Raw genomic sequence first — 18,479 nt, 5'->3', positions numbered from 1 at the left:
TTTCTACGTGTTGATTATTAAAGATATTCGTACAACTAATCCCCATTCCCTAAAACAAACTCATTATAGGGTAGATTACAATGCGTAATATTAGTTTTGCAATGTCTGATACCTTTCAGAATTTCTTCAAGACACGCTTGCTCCACTTGCAAGGTTGAATCCAAAACGTGTCTTAACTCTTCTCGATTCTCTTCTATGCGTTTGAGAAGAAATATATCTAATTGGCTCTTGTTATTTTTCATTGCGGTGTTTTGCTTTATACTGTTGCATTCTTTCTTTTAAATGCAACCTATTAATAATTTTGTCTTTATCCTCAACTACCTCTGCATATTCGGGATTATACATCATTAAAAAAACACTGATAAAACCATCCTTTCTATTTTGGATAAGGTTCTCTGCACGCGCAATGGTTCGCTTCCATCTATTCAATTTGCATTCTTTTACAGTATATTTTCCCTTATCTGTGATACCCATATACAGAATGTCATTCTTTATTTCAATGTGTTCACTATATCTATCAAAATAAGGATTGACAAAAAGAAAATCATCACCATCAGTAGGATAATCTGTTACAGTCATGTCTTTAAGAGACTTCTTGGTACTTTTTGATGAATTGCATAATTTGCAGGAAAGAACCAAGTTATGCGGAAGAAACATCCAGTCTAATCTACTATTCTTGTTGACAAAATGTTCCAACTCAGCAGTAGCGTTCTCTTCATGTATCTTCATTCTACAGAATGCACAAAGTCCATTTTGTTTTTTATGAAGATAATTACGCATGTTTTCCTTAAATGAGTCAAGTTCTTTGTCTGTCCACGAACGAACAGTAAGACCTTTGTTCTGAACATTAGAAATCGCATGTTCATCTTCTGGCTGCAATGAATAGGGCTTGTCTATTATAAAATTCTCTTTTGAGTTCATAAAAGAATCATTCCTCAAACGTTTCAATAATTGTCTCTATGATTTTCTTCATTGGGTCGATGTCATTCAGATTGCCGACAATCTCTTTCAAGAAACTGATTTTACTCAGAACTTCCTCCTCTTTCATAGTATCATAGGATATACCATTCATCAGTTCTCCAACAATATTAGCTAGATACCGATTACGAGTTGTCGGCATATTAAAGACCTTCAATAACACTTCTTCAGCCGACCATCCATAAGTGTTGTTTTCGATTTCTTTCGACTTTATCAGATTATGTTCGTCTTTATATAGATGAAACACTTCAGATCGTTTCATCGGCAAGCTTGATACCAAGAAGTTACTATGTGTAGCTATTAACAGATGACAGGCTTGCCCTTTCAGACATTTGTCCAAGTAGTCTATAATCGACATTTGCCAAGATGGATGTTGACTTATTTCTGGTTCGTCCATCAGGACCAAAACATTTTTCTCTGCTACAGAAGCAACACTGATGATGGTTGCCAACATATTAAATTCTCCAGAACTCATGTCAATGCAAGAGACAAACTCCTTGGAAACTTTACGAAATGATATTTGACTCAGGTTGATAACATGCATCTGTCTCAATTTGTAGAGAGCATAAACATCATGTTTCTTAGCTTCTAAATCATTTCCATCTGTAAGATCAATATTCATACTTATGGTATCCTTGTTTCCTTTGATCTTCTCATAAAAGTCAAACAAGACTTGCTTTTCATCAAAATTCAGTTGCCGGAATTTCTTGCCTGCATAAGTAGTTTCCTTTGCTTTCATTTCAAAGTCATTCAACGTTTCGTTAAAGGTAAATTTTTCATTTACTGCTTGTAACTTAAATCTGAATGATATATATAACTCGTAACCAATGGCGTTGTTAGCATTATTGATTCGATTCAGTTGTTCTTGCGAGGCAGAAGCTATATTACTGAGAAGAGTAAATAAGATGGAAGTCGGTGAAATCATGTTTCCATTGACTTTTGCACCTATATACTTATAGAAATGAAACTGCTCTCTTTCTTTACTTCCTGGAACCTTAAACTTATCGCAGATGCTAAAACTTGTAGCCACAATCCTTGGTAAATAATCGAGCAAAACCGAACATTCCTCTCCGTCTATATAAAAATGCAAGCTTCCTTCTTGCCAATCTAATTTGCACACAGCCCCATTCATATAGTAAATAAGTGTAGTGCAAAAAATATATTTAGAACGTCTCACCATCGAATACATGGTATAGCTTACCCAAACATAAAGGAGGAAATCTATGATAGCTTCCAGTATAAGACTTTTGCCCACACCGTTTTTTCCAATTAACAGTGTGAACTTGCAATCTTGCGAATTACTTTCAGGCTGAGTGAAATCCAACGTGAACGAATGCTTGCCATCTTGCAAAAAAGTTGCGCTTAATATTTTGAATGTCATACTGCTTGATAAACTATAATGAATTTTGTTCTACTTTAATAATTTCTTTTTAGTCTAAAACCAAAAGCTGTTTTGAATTCTTCCATCTTAACATGTACTTTCTTTACATCATCTGAGTTTTCTAAGTTTATTCTTCCATTAAAGAAATCGGTTTGAATCTTTTTCAGGATAAGAACTATATCATTCATCCTTCTCAATTTGAGTACATCTGTCTGGTAAGGTGCCAACAGAGTTATACCTTCGATTGAGGTCATAACCCAGTACAATAAATCTACATCGTCTGAGATGTATGACTTTTCACCATCTAATTTGATGCATTTTAATGAATTATTGATCAATTCAAAAAGCAATTTATCTACAATTCTATTACGTTCTGGAGAGGTTTGGAATTGAGATTTGGTGGTGAAAGAAGCAACATATACAAATGTGTGAAGTAGCTCCAATTTCTTTCGTGTAGAAGTTAGTTCTTCGTTTCTCTTCTTTTCCGAACTTTCAAATTCTTTCTTCTTATCTTCCAATTCCGTCAGTTTCCCATTTATTTTTTCTTCATGGTCTTTTAGCTTTTGCAAAGCCTCTAAATAGTTGGAATTTAACTGTTTGATATATTCGCTGTCATTTTTATGATTGAGGTAGGCCAATACAAGTGGAGCAAAGCCACAAACTATTCCAAGTAGCAACAACCACCAACTTATAACTCCATTAAACTTATTGATGATATTGTTTGTTTCTTGTCGGATGTCATCTTGCCTGCTCGAAGTCTGTTCCTCTATTTCCGAAACACAACACTGAAGGATTCTCAAAGATAGTTCTATATCTTTTACTTTTTCAACCATTGCGCTATCTTTTTTTAGCGTACCTTTTGATGGTTGACTCAATTCTTTTTTAAGTGATTTACATAAACTATCTACAGTAACGACAGGTCTTTCATAAACAAGCCTTGATTCATTTCTGGTTTCTATAATTGAGCCGATAAGCATTAATAATGATATAGCGGCAATAGAGGCAACAAGCGCGAATATTTTACGACTGGAATATTCCCAATCACGATAGACTCTTTTCATATACTAATAACATTTTTCAAACAACGAATATGACTCCAATTCTTGCCCAACGTAAATTCCATCCTGTTCATTTATCATATCCTCTTTGAGGATAACACCTTTGATGAACCCTATGTCGTCACTGTTTCCCAAATCTTTTATGACCGAAGATACGCAGTTGAGTACAACTTCATCATGTGAGAACAAAATAATCTGCAACTCATTCTTATTCCCAAGCTTTAGTTTTTCATAAGTTTCATATACTCTTCTGAAAAAGCGGTCAATATTGACACTATTGTCAAAATCGCTTGCGGTAAAAACATCATCAAAAACCAAAGGAGCATTTATATTCCATATTTTCATTGTCATAAATGCCATGGCTACTTTGATGCTAATAGCATACAGCTTATATCTGAAACTATTATAAAACATCTTTGGACTTACTGTTCTTTCGCCAAAAATCTCAGCATTTCTTATCTTTACTTCAATCTTACCATTTTCTTTTTCTATATAGATTTCTTCCTTTTTATTGAAATTTTCTTCTCCAAAAGCTTCATACATCCCGTCCAAATTCGTAAACTCGTTAAGTATAGGAACAATTATTTGCTTACAAGTCTCATATACATCATTCAATTCTTCGTTGTAGATAATCTTGAATTTACTGCAAATATCATCTAAGTTATTTATATGAGTAGAATTAATACTGATGCTTTCTATCTCATGAAATCTCAACATATTGATTTTTGCCTCTCTCTCTGTTTTTATCAATCTTTCCAAAGTTGATATAGCACTTTTTCTTCTCTCGGTTTTATCATGACTCTTAAAAGTATCTAGAATAATTGTTATATATTCAATACATTCTTTGGCAAATAATTCTACGGGCTTCAGAGATTGATATAGTGATAAGGCTTCTATCGGAGAGGTCGCCATCATTTTGCCTACTTTTGCATAGTTCTGTACTAAAACTTTGTTATTATCAAAGAAACGGAGAGTCGTAAAAGGGATAACACTCCATATACCAACAAAATGTCCCACATTATAATTTATGTTTGCAACCAAATCTTCAGTCTTCCCCTTTACTGTCTCCTTATACTTATCACGTTCTAAGTTGTCTTTCAGGTCTTTCATTTTTTTCAGTAGGTTTTCGTATTTCCTTTTTACCAATCCTGCAATTTGCAAAATGTCATCTTGCAAAATCTCTGAAAGTTCAGTATTGTAAGTAGGCTTTTCAATATTGGGATCCATTTTATCGCTGAAGTATTTAATGGTTCCCTCCAGTTGTGCTATTAAATCTCTTATCTTTGTCAAGTTCAAATCCCGAACAAACACTTCTGATAGGTCTTCTTCCTTCTGGATTTTTGCCAATTCAACATCACAACAAAAGAAAGGGCGGAAACTAAAATTTGAATATATTGGTTCCAATAAACGTTTGAATTTCTTTTCACCTTTAACAACCTCTTCTTCATTTATTTCCAAGATGATACTAATATCTTTTTTATTATAATTTCCGTATGGAAAATAACGTTCTCTATCAGTTATGTTTCTATACTCTATTGTACTTATATGAGTATTTGAAAGCATATATTCCAAGCCTGTAAAAAGACTGGTTTTACCTGTTCCGTTTTTTCCTGCTAGGAATAGAGAACAAACCCTATTTCTATTATCAATCATATTCAAGGCGAATGGCTTTCCGTTCTTTTCGTTGAATTTGCGGAAATGCTTTATCAAATACTTTCTTACACGAAAATCACGTTTTACATTGTCTCTTTCCGTATCCAACAACTCAGCCCAGTTATGTAGACTTTCACCATCAGTTTCCCATTCTTCCAAACCATATGCAAACTCACGATATGATATATCCTTACCTTGCTGTAAGGTATTCCATAAGACGTAAGCTTCTTGGGACTTCAAAAGATTCTCAGGCAAACGTTTAAAAAATCTTTTTATTAATCCTTCCATAAATCTTCCATGTTAAGCCTTAGTAATTCTAGGGCATTAGTGCGAAATTGGTGATCATTCTTCATTGTTGACAACTTGTTTTTTACAATAGCAAACGAAGATTGCTGTTCAATGTTTCTAAGGGCTTTTATGATGTTGGTCTTGCAATCACTTCCTCCAACGATTAGATAACCTATTATTTTTAAAATTAGGTTTTTCTTGTTGTTGGATTGATTATATATCATTGTAAAATAGTAATCCTTAAATAGAGATAAATCTTTATGATGCCTACTGGAGTCTAATCCTGAATTAGTAGAATTCACAGATTCAGCAAGAATCGCATCTATTGAGCTTTTCATTTGTTGAAAAGCTATAAGCCAATTAGAATCATCTTCACCTTTATTATTCTGAATATCTGAAAAAAATGCAGATAAAACTTTTATGCCTTCTTCAAGCTTTACTTCAAGCGGCTTCTGAGCAAAATATGTACTAAAATATAGCACATAGCAAAATGGTGTAAAAATATCTGGTATAAGGGCGTGCAGATCTTTTATTTTCTCATGAATCAAGTCTGTAACTTCTTGTGGCAAAATTGTTCCAGAATTAATTTCATCCATTATCAACTCATTGTTTACGACGAGTTGATTATTTCCTGTCTCTCGGAAAATATCTAGTTTTATTAAAGTATCAAGTACAGGATTTTTATTGCCACTCATTACCTCTACCAATTGGTAGCAATGATTCTCATAAATGATATTTACCTCTTGGTAAGAATACTTATTTAATTCGCATTCTTTGTAAATCCAGGAAAGAATATCATTGAATAATCTCTTGTCTAAAGAAACAAATCCTAGAACATCCATTTCCAACCAGGCTATCATGACACACAGTCTTGCCCAATGTGAAACAAAATACATCTCATTTTCACCTGAACGAAAAGTCCTTATCCATGACATTCCTGAATTATTTTGGATGCGTATATATTGTGGTACAATGGAAGCCTTATCAATTTGTGAATCTAACCATTTATGCAATTTGATTTCTAAGTTGTTTGTCAATGAATATTTTTTTCTTAACAAATATAACAGAGACCCTATTGTATGTCCATAATGCAATCTCTCATATCTATTGGTATAGTAAGTTCTGTTCATCTTATCAAGCATAGCATTTTGTATATAGAACAAGGACATCAATGTGTCATCCTCTGTAACAAAACGTTCCATTAATTTAGCTTGTTGTTGAAGATAATAATCCTTATACTCCAAATTCTGCGGAAAGATTTCATTATGCAAATTTGTAATATTCTCTTTAACATCAAACACATGCTCAACATTACCTGCTAGACTTTCGCCAATTTCCTCCCACCATTTGATTATTTCACCTGCTATTTTTGATCCAAAAAGCAAGCGTAATTCTCTCGTTCTCAACTTACATCTAACAACATCGTCTGTAAGTTCTTTCAATTCGTCCTGTATATATGTCCAATAGTAAGAGAACATATCAAGGGAATATAGAAAGTTTGCAGCGGTTGTCAATATTCTCAATTCATAGAATCCCAATTGACGATTATTAAAGACTTCTAAAATTTTATTCCAAAGTTCTTTGTATATCGTATCATCAAACAGCTGGAAGCTTTTTATTTCTTCTTCTTGAAGTGAATTGGCACAGATACAAGATAGTAATAAAGAACCATTTTTATAATAGCCTCTAATCTTTCTGCATATATTATTGGTTTCCGATACGTTTATTCCAAAAGTGTAATTCTTCCTTTTGTCTTTCTCGTCAAACATAGACGATATTTGGTACACCTTATATGACCTACCATCTCTTATTCGCACAAAATCTTTCAACAATTCTCTACTACAAGTAGCCATACGAACCTCAAAAACCGGAAACTCTATCTCAAAAGGAGTACATTGTGTAGCAAACTTCATGCTTAGACAGTTTACAAAATAGTGCCCCGCTGTTCTTTCTACAACGGTCGTCAAGAGTTCTTCGTTGAAAGGCAAGGGCAGTTCAGATGCTTTGATACAACAAAGTGGAATTATTTTTGTGTCTGGAGCATATTTCTGTATGAATTGATACACAGACAAAAATGTTGAACCATAATAGATTGCGTCATCTGCCAACAGAAGCACTTTTACTTTAGTCCAATCAATAAATGGTATCGTAAACTCTGTAATAATTTCAAGGCTATTCCATATACTCCCCAATTGTTCATGCAATAAGTCCATGAGTTTCGGAGTTTTCCTTGATATTGCACAAAAATATACTTTACCTTCAGTATCTTCGTGTCTCTTTATTATCAAGTTCACCTGTTCTTTTATGTGCTTGCAAAATGCATTCACATAATTTTTGAATTCTTTGGTATAACTTATCTCCATAATATTGACGTTGTGTAGTTTATAAAAACTGGCTACTAAGCCCCATCCCCCAAAAGTTGCTCAAAAAAATGGCTATGTTTTTTTACCATCAATCGTGTCTTCCTCAAATTCTTAAAGAATGCCTTTAAGCCCTAGCAGTTTCGCTGCCATCCTTCCCATATGCCCCATCCTTGGCCTCGAATATCACGCTCGGCTCTATTACTTCCACCGTGTGCCATGCACCTTTTGGTATCTGACATCCATACTTCGCTTCCGCTGGACAAAGATGAATGCGTTGTACCTCGCGATACTCTACTTTCCGTGTTACATCTTGCGCATCTATAGCCATAGGCAATGCTTCAGATGCATTCTTCTCGTATGTCACTACCTCCTCATATATCACTTCGTCCAATTTTCCGCACAAGCAGACAACTGTTTCTGTCGTGTCCTCATGCCTGTGTATAGGCACAACAGTTTCTGGCAACAGAGCATTCAGCATGCGTTGCGAATTATCATTGGCAGATGTACGCAAATCCAAATTCTGACGTAAACGAGGATTCTCTTTTGCCTGTTCAAACAAATTATCGAGTAATTCTTTATTTATTTCCATATCCAATTAATATTAAATCATTGAACTTTTGCAAATTCAGAAGTTATAGAATTTAAAGAAGTTATAGAATTTAAAGCCGTATGCCTTACAGCTGAATAATCAGCAAAAAGAGTAATGGCTATCGCTCGGCTTTGCCGCTTGCCTTAGCAAGAATTTCTAACGACCGAAGGGAGTGAAGCTTCCTTGAGCTTTGCGAAAAACTCCTTTAACTTCTGAAATCTCCGAACTTGCGAAAGTTCAGTTAAATCATAATGTAATTCAAAACTCCTAATTCTTCATCGCATGCGTAGCAGCGAACAATTCTTGCTCTGGCAAGCGGCACAGCCGATTACAAAAATCAAAACTCAAAATTCCTAATTGCTTCTGGCAACCAACTCCTAATTCAAAACTCCTAATTCAGCAAGGTACTCATCGTTCAGTGACAATAACCTTGAATGTCTCGAAGATAAGCTTCACGTCATACCAGAACGAGCTGTTCTTCACATACTCCAGATACAGCTTTATCTTCTCCTGCATAATCACATGGATATAGTAATCCTCTGGATCCTCAGCCTTCTCCATCAGTTCGTTCTCATTGCGAAACTTGATGCTTGCCGGGTCAGTAATGCCTGGTCTTACATCCAGCACGTGCATCTGTTCGGGTGTCCAGTAATTCACATAGTGACGCACCTCCGGACGAGGACCAACCAAACTCATATCTCCAATAAACACGTTTATAAGTTGGGGGAGTTCATCAAATTTATATTTACGGATATAATAACCCGAACGTGTCACACGAGGATCACGACCACCAATGGTCACTAATGAACCCTTGTCTGCTCCTACACGCATTGAGCGGAACTTAAAAATACGGAAATCCTTGTTTCCACGTCCCACACGCACCTGACGATAAAACACCGGACCTTTAGAGTCCAACTTAATCCAAATAGCCAATATCAGAAACAATGGACTTAAAACAATTAATCCACAACCAGAAGCAACTATGTCAAATAATCTTTTCATACATTTTTAATATAAGTATGTGTTCATTTTTATCTTTATATATGAGCGGCAATCTGTAGGAGGGTATGGCATCCCTGCCATACCCACTCTGCTATGATTGTACAACCTATTTAGTGGGTATGGCAAGGATGCCATACCCTCCTAAATATCCTTTGACATTCTTTTATAATCGAATTTTACAAATTATTTACAATCTCTACAAAATTCTCAATCACATACTCCAAATCCTCGTCCGTCATCTTAGTATTCAACGGCAGAGTGATTTCATTCTCAAACATGTGATAAGCATTTGGGAAATCCTTGATGTCAAATCCCAACTTCTTGTAGGCAGTCATCATAGGTAGCGGCTTATAGTGAACGTTAGTAGCAATGCCACGCTCCGCCATCTTTTCAATCACCTTGTTTGTCTCCTCACGAGTTCTGCCCAACAGACGCACCAAGTACAAGTGACCCGATGAAGTATGCTCCTCGTCATAATGGTTCAGCACAGCCACGTTCAAAGGTTTCAAAGCCTCGTCATAACGCTCAATCATCTTGCGTCTGCGCTCCAGCATACCCTTATAGCGCTGCATCTGCACAAGTCCGATAGCAGCCACCACATCCGTCATGTTACACTTATACCAAGTGCCAATGATGTCATATTCCCATGCACCGAGCTTAGTCTTAGCCAAAGCATCCTTGTTCTGTCCATGCAGACTCAACAGCTGTGCCTTACGATAAAGATTCTCATTCCAAGTCTCCCCCTCAATCTCAGGCACACCGCTGAACGCATTATCCACGTTCTTGTCCAAGTCCTTCACCACCTTCTCATTACCAAAAGGCAGATTCCATGACAAGGCACCACCCTCAGCAGTAGTAAAGTTCTTCACAGCATGGAACGAGAAAGACGAGAAGTCGGCAATTGCTCCCACCATCTTTCCCTTACGTGAAGCACCAAAGGCATGGGCAGCATCGCAGCAGACAGCAACACGACCAAGCATCTTCTGCAAGTCTGTCTTAGGAGTAAACATAGCCTTCTTGCCTTCCACGATACTATACAGTCTGTCATAGTCGCAAGGAATACCAGCCAAGTCAACTGGAATGATAGCCTTAGTATTAGGAGTGATAGCCTTCTCTACTGCCTCATAGTCCATCTCAAGGCAGTCCTTCTGCACATCCACAAACACGAGCTTGGCACCCACATGCTCCACAATAGAAGCACTTGCTGTATAGGTATAAGCAGGCACAATCACCTCGTCGCCCTCACCAACGCCCAACAGTCTAAGAGCCATTTCACCACAAGCAGTTTGCGAGTTAAGGCATACAGCCTTCTGCACACCAATAAACTCAGCTACTTCTTTCTCTAACTTCTTTGTGCGTGGTCCAGTTGTAATCCAACCAGACAAAATAGCATCACGCACTTCTGCAGCCTCTGCCTCCGTCATATCAGGCGGAGAGAAAGGCACATTACGCAATTTCATTGTCATAATATGATTATAAAATGTTTAAATGATTAAATTATTTGTTTGGAAAAAGTCTATTTCCCGCGATTTATTTGTTTGGAAAATTTCGTTTTTCGCCAATTTATTTGTTTGGAAAATGTCATTTTTCGGCGATTTATTTGTTTGGATAATTTTATTTCGTTATCTTTGTCACTGAAATACAACAATTTACGAATCACTATGTACTACAAGAGAATTATAGATAAATATCTATCAGAATGGGCTTCACGCGATACACGTAAACCTATTCTACTTCGAGGAGCACGCCAGGTAGGCAAGTCTTCTGCTGTGCGTCATTTAGGCAAGCAATTCAAAAACTTTTTAGAAATAAATTTTGAGATGGAGCCTCAATACAAAGCTATCTTCCAGCCCGACCTAAATGTCAATCGTATCGTTATGCAGATTTCTGCAATATCAGGCTCAAGGATAGAAGAAGGCGAGACACTTCTTTTTATGGATGAGATACAAGAGTGTCCAGAAGCTATCATGTCATTACGTTTCTTCAAAGAGAACATGCCCAAACTTCATGTTATTGCAGCAGGCTCCCTATTAGAGTTCGCTCTTGCTGAATTACCAACATTTGGCGTAGGTCGAATCCATTCAATGTTCATGTACCCAATGACCTTCGATGAATTTCTTCTTGCCAACAACGAAGATCTATTACTCGAAGTTCGTAACGCAGCATCTTCACAATCACCTCTTCCTGAGCCATTGCACGAAAAGTTAGTCAGTCTTCTTCGCACATATATGCTTGTAGGAGGAATGCCCGAATGTGTTGGCAAATGGGTTGAGACTCACGATTACTTGCTTTGTCAGGAAGTACAAAATGATATACTTGTAAGCTATGAGGACGACTTTCCTAAATACAAGAAAAAGGCTGATGTCAATTTACTTCGCAACATATTGCGTAGTGCAGCAGTACAAGCCACGAAAAAGTTTGTCTATACCAAAGTAGGCGACTATAAGACAGCAGAAGTCAAGAGTGCGCTCGACCTACTCATTCTTGCAGGATTACTAATTCCCGTAACTCACACCAGTGCCAATGGACTCCCTTTAGGTAGTGAAGCTGACAATTCCTATCGCAAGATTCTATTCTTTGACTGTGGACTTATGCTGCGACTTTTGGGCATCACTATAGGAGATACAACCATGCTTACCACCCAAATACTTACAGCCACAGCAGCCGACCTTGTCAACAAAGGTGCCATGGCAGAGCTTGTTGCCGGTTTGGAGATGCTTCACTATATGACACCCAACTTGCGACATGAGTTGTATTATTGGGTACGCTTGTCAAAGAATTCATTAGCAGAAATCGACTATCTCCTGCCATCACATCTTAATATTCTTCCCATAGAGGTCAAAGCAGGAAACCAAGGTGGAATGAAGAGTTTGTGGTCTTTTATGCGTGAGAAGCATATCACCGAAGCCGTACGTTGCTCATTAGAGAAATTCGGAGAGTTTAGTTACACCGACAAAGAAGATGCCGATGCCGTTCGTCACGTCAACGTTTTTCCTCTCTATGCCGTTTCACAGATAATAAGATCCACAACATCCGAACCTCAGTAAATTATCCCACACGGATTTTGTGCTGCTTTATTAACATTCAGCACAAAATCCATGTGATTCAACTTTATCTCTCTTTTCTTCTTAAGAATCCATACACAAACTGCCACACATAACCAATCATGCTATAGTGTGCCACGTCCCTGTATTTCCATGAATATCTGAAAGCGTTGCCAATAACATGCAACCGCTGATACCATTGTCCTTTGCCACGATTGTAAATGGAGGTATCGTCATACAAAGCACTCTCGATGGTCCTTTCTGCAAACTCGCTGTCAGCAAATATTCTCTTGTCATTCAGTTCCACACCAAGGTATTTCACTGCAATAGTATTCAATACATCAGCAAAACCGTCCAGTCTAAACCGCTTGCATAGAGAATAAAACTCCTTCCATTCCACTTTGTCTTGATTAGTCTTAATCCAGCAAGCCCAATCAACAAAATGCCTTAAATTGATACCTTCCACCAAGAAATGCGTCAGCGAATGATAGAGCATAAACAATCCCTCTGCCTCAACTGGCAACACATAAATCTCCGTTCCGTCAAGTCTTTCCAGTTTACTTCCGTTGCCTATAGCCTCAACAATATATTTATGCAAAGCCAAATCCGTTCCGCCACGACGAGCTGAAGTAAAATACTGATGGTTCTCGATGGTCAGTTTCTTATAAGCGATATGCGAATGCTTATACCAACCATCATCCACCATCAAGCCCTTCTTCCTTGCCACCTCATTGCCTTGCCTATAAGCACACTCGCCATAAGCGTCAATCAAGTAGCAGTCGAAGTCGCCAAACTCCCTATGCTCAGCCCTTGGATAATAACGGCTGTGAGCCAGTCCCTTGAAGACAACAGTCTTTATGCCATGATGTTTCCAAAGTTCTACAACATCCTTAGCCAAAGCCACATGTTGCGCAAACATCTTTTCCACAAAAGCAGTCTGTGCATACCATTGCATCAAAGTCGTGCGATCAGGAAAGCAAGTACAATCAGCATCCTCCTGCTTCAACAATTCCAAAGCCTCATACACCAACCCACGCACGCCTTGCTTCTGTGCAAGAAGCAAGACATTCCGCCAGTCCACGTTATCATCAATCTCCTTCACATTTCCGTTTATAGCAATGTCAAGCAATCGCAATAATGTTTTGGAAGACTTGTCCATAGTGTTTTCTCTCATTGTTTCTTCACATACCACATTTTCTTCCATCCATTACCCACAACATTCATCAATGTCCAGAATGTAGCCATCAATGGATTCATTTCTTCTGCCACATGAAACAGTGGATAATGTGCCCAAATGCGTTTCCACAAAGGCTTAGGAGTTATGCTTACTTTACGTCGGCGATACCTTGCCAGGTTCTCCTTCAGCAAATAGCAAGGAGCCTTTCTAACAACCTTAAGCCATAGAGCCGTATCGTTATTTTTACGTACATCCTTTATCTGCACCAGTCCTATCCGCTCTCTGTCGTACATCACAGCCAGGCATCCTGGCCAACAGCACATAAACATAGCCAACTTACTCACTTTCTTTATTCCCGACACATACACGCCCAAGTCTTTGCCATCCTCACTCATCTCTGTATATTCATGATAAGAGAAGGCATAACCATTCTCCACCATAAACTTCAGTTGATGCTCCAATTTCTCAGGCAACCACAAGTCATCCGAGTCAAGAAAAGCAATCCATCTGCCCTTTGCCCTACGCAAGGCATTGTTTCTGGTAATGGCAGCCCCAGAGTTCTTAGGATTGCATTCATAATTAATACGCTTGTCAGCCTCCATAAACGGCTTTACAACCTCCAACGTATTGTCCTTAGAACAGTCGTCTTGAATAAGAAGTTCCCAGTTTTGGTAAGTCTGAGCCTGTATACTTTTGATTGTTTCTGCTATAAAAGCAGCACACGCCCAAGTGGGAGTGATTATAGATACTAATCCGTAGTCTTGCATAATAAATTATATACGTTCAAATTAAATCGATTAAAGCGTCTGAATCATCTCGCATAGAAGCTAAAAGATCATTTATTTCTTTTATTTTTTTCTCCAAAGAATTTTTGTATTCTTCTGCTACATTATAAATCCCGATATCTTCATAAAATACCAAAATATCTTTAGATTTATCTTTACTATCAAAACAAGTCCTTTTATTATTAATAAATAAAGGTGCTACTTTTTCCACTTCGTTATGAATAACAACAGACAACTTTTTATTTATAAAATTCGGTATATGTACATATCGAGTTATAGTCTCATAAAAATTTCCCGTTCTAAAAAGAAAATATTTTTCGTCACTTTTTGCAACATGCGTAGTTGTCTGTTCCAAATAATTAAAAAATATATTAGCAGATAAAGATAAACTCCTATCATTCATCTTTGTTAACTCTTCAAGAAAAATCTCTAAACTTGGAATTATGAAATATTGAAGAAAACAACTTGAATCTAATTCTTCACATAATCTCCAAAATGTAATGCGTTCATACCTTCCTGTTTTTATCAACTTTTTTGTATATATTGTTTTTTTTATTTCTTCTCTTGAATGAGCTATGTATGATGCTGCAAAATATTCTTGAAGAGAACGATGAGGAAATACATAAGAAGTTCCATCTTGAACCAATATAGAAATGGCAACACTAAGATCATATATTACATCATTAACTTTACTGGCTACTTTCAATCGTTCTATGATTTTCGGCAAAATTGCATGAAGATATTCAGGAGAAAATTCATAAGTAGATTGCATATATGATACAAAACAAAATGCTTCTAATAATAGTCTGATTTCGTCTTGACTTAATTTTGACTTTTTCTCATGCTGATAACCACCAGCTTTACTTTTTGCATCATGTTTTGAGTGCAATGTATCGAAAACATTATAGTAAAAACTACTTATATGCTTTGGTAATTCAGGATGCTCATTATAAGTTAATATGAACATGGATAAAAGCAACGGACTACTCATATACTTCATAAATGGATTGTTTTTAGATTCAGACAACAAAGCCTTTATCTTTGATGCTAATTCTAAATCTTCCTCACAACCATTTACTAATTGTTTATCTATGAAATCAAGAACCTGAGAATCGGAAAGTATACATACATGATAATTATCAAATCTCTCAAACGTTTCAGCACCTGCTCCAGGGCGTGAAGTCAACAAAAAGTAGTTGTTATGATAACTATCAAAGAAATTTTCCAAATCATGAGTAAGCTTGTCTTTTTGATCAATAGCTATCTCATCATAACCATCTAGTAAAAAAAGGAAATTTCCTGTCTTCAACATTCTATTGAATATGTTCTCGTTTTGAGACAATTTGAAATTAAAAACCTTATTTGCAACAAAGTCTATAAAGCTTCCATTAAAACCTTTTAGTTTTCTTAATTCAATAACCAATGGTATCTTACTTGACTTGCTGCACGCTGATAGAAACAAATGTCGAAGAATCATCGTTTTACCACATCCAGCATGCCCAAGAAGGGTTATGAAGTTATGCTCTGCAAATAACTTATCTGGATTATCGGGGACTTGCATCTCTTTATTTCTTCCCTTTAAAGAAAGAGGAAAGTAGACATCATAAAAATTATGACGTTCTTCGCTAAAAAGAAATGTCTTTATTTTAGAATATTTATCGACAAAATTACCTATATACGTATTAATGTCTTCTCTTAAAGCTTGCTTGATACCGGCAGAAACATCCTGTAGTATATTTATGACACCATTTGTTATTTTGGGTGCCATAGATGCTAATAATTTCGAATCTATAATCATTTCTATCATAATTCTTTTGTCCTACAATTCTTGTGCAACCATAAACTTTGGCAGCACCTCCTATGCCTAATGGTTTTGCATCGATATTATATTTAATAGAATATATTGACATTATATTTACATTTCACTTATTGGTTCCGCCCGATGGTATCGCACCATATCGCTCCAAGCGACCACTTGTGCGGACGGATATGCCATTATTTATTTCTCTAGTTTCAGATTTTGTGCAAGTAGAATCTATTATATGGAACTTTATTTTTAGCTACTAATCCTCGTTACTATACATAATATAAATTCTATAGTTTGACCGAGAAGATTCTACCTAAATTAAGCAATAATTGAAATGCCTACTGCAATCCATCAAATACTATTGATTACTTAAATGTATATCATTGATGATCTTACATATTATTGAATCACCAAGTATTGTTTCTACAAATTCACGAAAGGCACCCTCTCCTCCTTTTTTCTCAACATGCACATTAGCCAAATCTTGTATATACTTTGGTGCAGACGAAGGAACACCCGCCCATCCAACAAGTTTGAGAAGCTTAAGATCATTTAAGTCATCACCTATATATGCAACATCTTCAAAAGTAATACCTAAATCCTCACAAAGTTGACTTGTAATAGCAACCTTATCCTTACAACCAAGATAGCAATAATCCACTTCTAGTTTGGTTGCACGCCTTTGCACTATTTCGGTATTCTCGCCAGTAAGAATACCGACGGGAATACCGAGATTATGTGCAAACAACACACCTGCACTATCGTATGTGTGAAATTTCTTCAACTCTACGTTAGTACCATCATAATACATTCCTCCATCCGTCCAAACACCATCAATGTCGGTTAGGATTAGTTTGGGAAATTTCCTATTCATTTATTTTGATATAATTTTGGCAGGCACTCCAACTGCAGTTGCTCCATCTGGTATATCTGAAATAACTACAGCTCCTGCTCCTATTTTCACATTATTTCCTATTCTTACATCTCCTATAATCGTTGCCTTAGCTCCTATATAGCATTTTTTGCCAATATTGGGAGCTTTGATATTATTTGTATCATCACGAGATCCTATTGTAACCCCATGCTGTATATATGTACCTTCACCTATATAAGCATTTGGATTTATAACAACTCCAAATCCCTTATGACAAAAATAAACATTCCTTATATTTAATGAATAAGGAATATCACAATGATAATACCAACGAATGCAACGATTGAGAATCTTACAAAGAATCTTAGAAATTACCCCCCCCGATACAAAATAGACTGCTTTTGTATCAAATGATTAAATCTATTCATTATTGTCAATCATATTATTATATATTATTTCATTTGCTGGAATATCACGAAGAGCTTTATGACCAACAACACTATCTTTTTGAGCCCACTTAAAGCCATCTCCAGGACTTAACATATGAATATCATTCTCTGTAATAACATCTCCAGCCTTAATCTCTCTTAATGAAGCAATGGAGCGCTCAAGCTTTTCTTTGGAAGCTGCTACACTTTTATCAATATACAAATCTTCTGTGCCTAACCAATGCTCTACCATACGTATATCACGAACCATACGATTTACACCATCTGGTCCAAGAGAACCAGGTTGATCAGTACCCTTCATATGACGGTCTATTGTAATATGCTTTTCTATAATCTCAGCTCCCATACCTACAGCAATTGCTGGCGCAGAAATACCTATGGTATGGTCTGAAAAACCAATATGATATTGACCATAATGTTTCTTAAGATAAGTAATCGTTCTAAGATTCAGATTATCTGGATGTGTCGGGTATTGAGAAACACAATGCAAAATTGAAATATCATTATGATAATGGGTAATTGTTTCAAGAGCATCATCTAACTCTTTCTTGCCTGCCATACCCGTAGATAGAATTATTGGAATCTTGGTCTCTGCCATTGCAGCAAGAAGTGGTAGATTGGTAAGATCTCGACTGGCTACCTTCAAATAATCTGGTGTAAATAGTTTCAACATAGACAGACATCCCTTTGCACAAAGGGTTTCTATAAAATCAAGCCCCTTTTCCTTAGCGTATTTATACACCTCAAAATGAGCTTGATCATCCAATTCAAGGAATGCACGATGCTCTCCATAAGTTTTACCAAATGAATTAGGAGTATTGTATGGTCTATTCATTTGTGTTGTAGTCAACTCCTCGTTCAAATCGCGACGGGTCATCTTCACAGCATTCATAGGCTTAAGGTCTATATTAAAAGTGTCCTCATGTACAGGACGTGCAATTAATTCGACAATAAGTTTAGCAATATCTACTGAGCCATTATGGTTCTGACCGATTTCTCCAATAATGTACGTTTCACCTTTTTTGATCATA

General features: G+C 36.6%; 16 protein-coding genes. 1 reads left to right on the top strand and 15 read right to left on the bottom strand.

What is annotated here, in order from left to right:
- Positions 1-35 precede the first annotated feature (35 nt).
- The 9 genes from C9991_RS08340 to C9991_RS08300 all read right to left on the bottom strand — a co-directional run bounded on the left by C9991_RS08340 (position 36) and on the right by C9991_RS08300 (position 10,778).
- A complete protein-coding gene (locus C9991_RS08340; RefSeq protein WP_106812104.1) occupies positions 36-242 on the bottom strand; it encodes a hypothetical protein in 207 nt (68 codons plus the stop codon).
- Positions 232-921: an HNH endonuclease family protein gene (locus C9991_RS08335; protein WP_106812103.1), complete on the bottom strand. Its 690-nt coding sequence runs from the start codon at positions 919-921 to the stop codon at positions 232-234. Before C9991_RS08335 ends, C9991_RS08340 begins: the two co-directional genes overlap by 11 nt.
- 7 nt (positions 922-928) lie before the next feature.
- Positions 929-2,359, bottom strand: coding sequence for an AAA family ATPase (locus tag C9991_RS08330; protein ID WP_106812102.1), 1,431 nt, complete (start codon positions 2,357-2,359; stop codon positions 929-931).
- A 35-nt stretch (positions 2,360-2,394) separates the two neighbouring features.
- A complete protein-coding gene (locus tag C9991_RS08325; protein ID WP_106812101.1) occupies positions 2,395-3,420 on the bottom strand; it encodes a PspC-like choline-binding domain-containing protein in 1,026 nt (341 codons plus the stop codon).
- 3 nt (positions 3,421-3,423) lie between these two features.
- The gene (locus tag C9991_RS08320) at positions 3,424-5,358 is read right to left on the bottom strand and encodes a hypothetical protein (protein ID WP_106812100.1); all 1,935 of its coding nucleotides are present in this window, start codon (positions 5,356-5,358) and stop codon (positions 3,424-3,426) included.
- Positions 5,346-7,721, bottom strand: a complete 2,376-nt coding sequence (locus tag C9991_RS08315; RefSeq protein WP_106812099.1) for a hypothetical protein — start codon at positions 7,719-7,721, stop codon at positions 5,346-5,348. The genes C9991_RS08320 and C9991_RS08315 overlap by 13 nt, the downstream gene beginning before the upstream one ends.
- A gap of 124 nt (positions 7,722-7,845) precedes the next feature.
- A complete protein-coding gene (locus tag C9991_RS08310) occupies positions 7,846-8,310 on the bottom strand; it encodes a WbuC family cupin fold metalloprotein (RefSeq protein WP_106812098.1) in 465 nt (154 codons plus the stop codon).
- Between the two features lie 408 nt (positions 8,311-8,718).
- A complete protein-coding gene (locus tag C9991_RS08305; protein ID WP_106812097.1) occupies positions 8,719-9,312 on the bottom strand; it encodes a sugar transferase in 594 nt (197 codons plus the stop codon).
- Positions 9,313-9,488: 176 nt separating this feature from the next.
- On the bottom strand, positions 9,489-10,778 hold the full coding sequence (locus C9991_RS08300) for a DegT/DnrJ/EryC1/StrS family aminotransferase (RefSeq protein ID WP_106812096.1): 1,290 nt from the start codon (positions 10,776-10,778) through the stop codon (positions 9,489-9,491).
- A gap of 195 nt (positions 10,779-10,973) precedes the next feature.
- Between C9991_RS08300 and C9991_RS08295 the strand changes: the two genes are divergently transcribed.
- On the top strand, positions 10,974-12,359 hold the full coding sequence (locus C9991_RS08295; protein WP_106812095.1) for an ATP-binding protein: 1,386 nt from the start codon (positions 10,974-10,976) through the stop codon (positions 12,357-12,359).
- 64 nt (positions 12,360-12,423) lie between these two features.
- Here C9991_RS08295 and C9991_RS08290 read toward each other — a convergent pair whose 3' ends face one another.
- From C9991_RS08290 to C9991_RS08265, 6 genes are all read right to left on the bottom strand, one after another.
- Positions 12,424-13,530 (bottom strand): nucleotidyltransferase family protein, encoded by a 1,107-nt coding sequence (locus C9991_RS08290; RefSeq protein WP_198643767.1) that lies wholly within the window; start codon positions 13,528-13,530, stop codon positions 12,424-12,426.
- Positions 13,527-14,300: a glycosyltransferase family 2 protein gene (locus C9991_RS08285; RefSeq protein ID WP_106812093.1), complete on the bottom strand. Its 774-nt coding sequence runs from the start codon at positions 14,298-14,300 to the stop codon at positions 13,527-13,529. Before C9991_RS08285 ends, C9991_RS08290 begins: the two co-directional genes overlap by 4 nt.
- Before the next feature lie 16 nt (positions 14,301-14,316).
- Complete coding sequence (locus C9991_RS08280) at positions 14,317-16,125, bottom strand: NACHT domain-containing protein (RefSeq protein WP_106812092.1); 1,809 nt, start codon at positions 16,123-16,125, stop codon at positions 14,317-14,319.
- Between the two features lie 358 nt (positions 16,126-16,483).
- Positions 16,484-16,999, bottom strand: a complete 516-nt coding sequence (locus tag C9991_RS08275; RefSeq protein ID WP_106812091.1) for a 3-deoxy-D-glycero-D-galacto-nonulopyranosonate 9-phosphatase — start codon at positions 16,997-16,999, stop codon at positions 16,484-16,486.
- Positions 17,000-17,155 (bottom strand): hypothetical protein, encoded by a 156-nt coding sequence (locus C9991_RS17050; RefSeq protein ID WP_255414799.1) that lies wholly within the window; start codon positions 17,153-17,155, stop codon positions 17,000-17,002.
- Between the two features lie 264 nt (positions 17,156-17,419).
- On the bottom strand, positions 17,420-18,478 hold the full coding sequence (locus tag C9991_RS08265) for an N-acetylneuraminate synthase family protein (RefSeq protein ID WP_106812090.1): 1,059 nt from the start codon (positions 18,476-18,478) through the stop codon (positions 17,420-17,422).
- Between the last annotated feature and the right edge of the window lies 1 nt (position 18,479).

Origin of the sequence: Prevotella merdae, assembly GCF_900290275.1 — a bacterium.
In the GTDB taxonomy this organism is placed as follows: Bacteria; Bacteroidota; Bacteroidia; order Bacteroidales; family Bacteroidaceae; genus Prevotella; species Prevotella merdae.
This window is presented reverse-complemented; position numbering and strand designations above follow the sequence as displayed.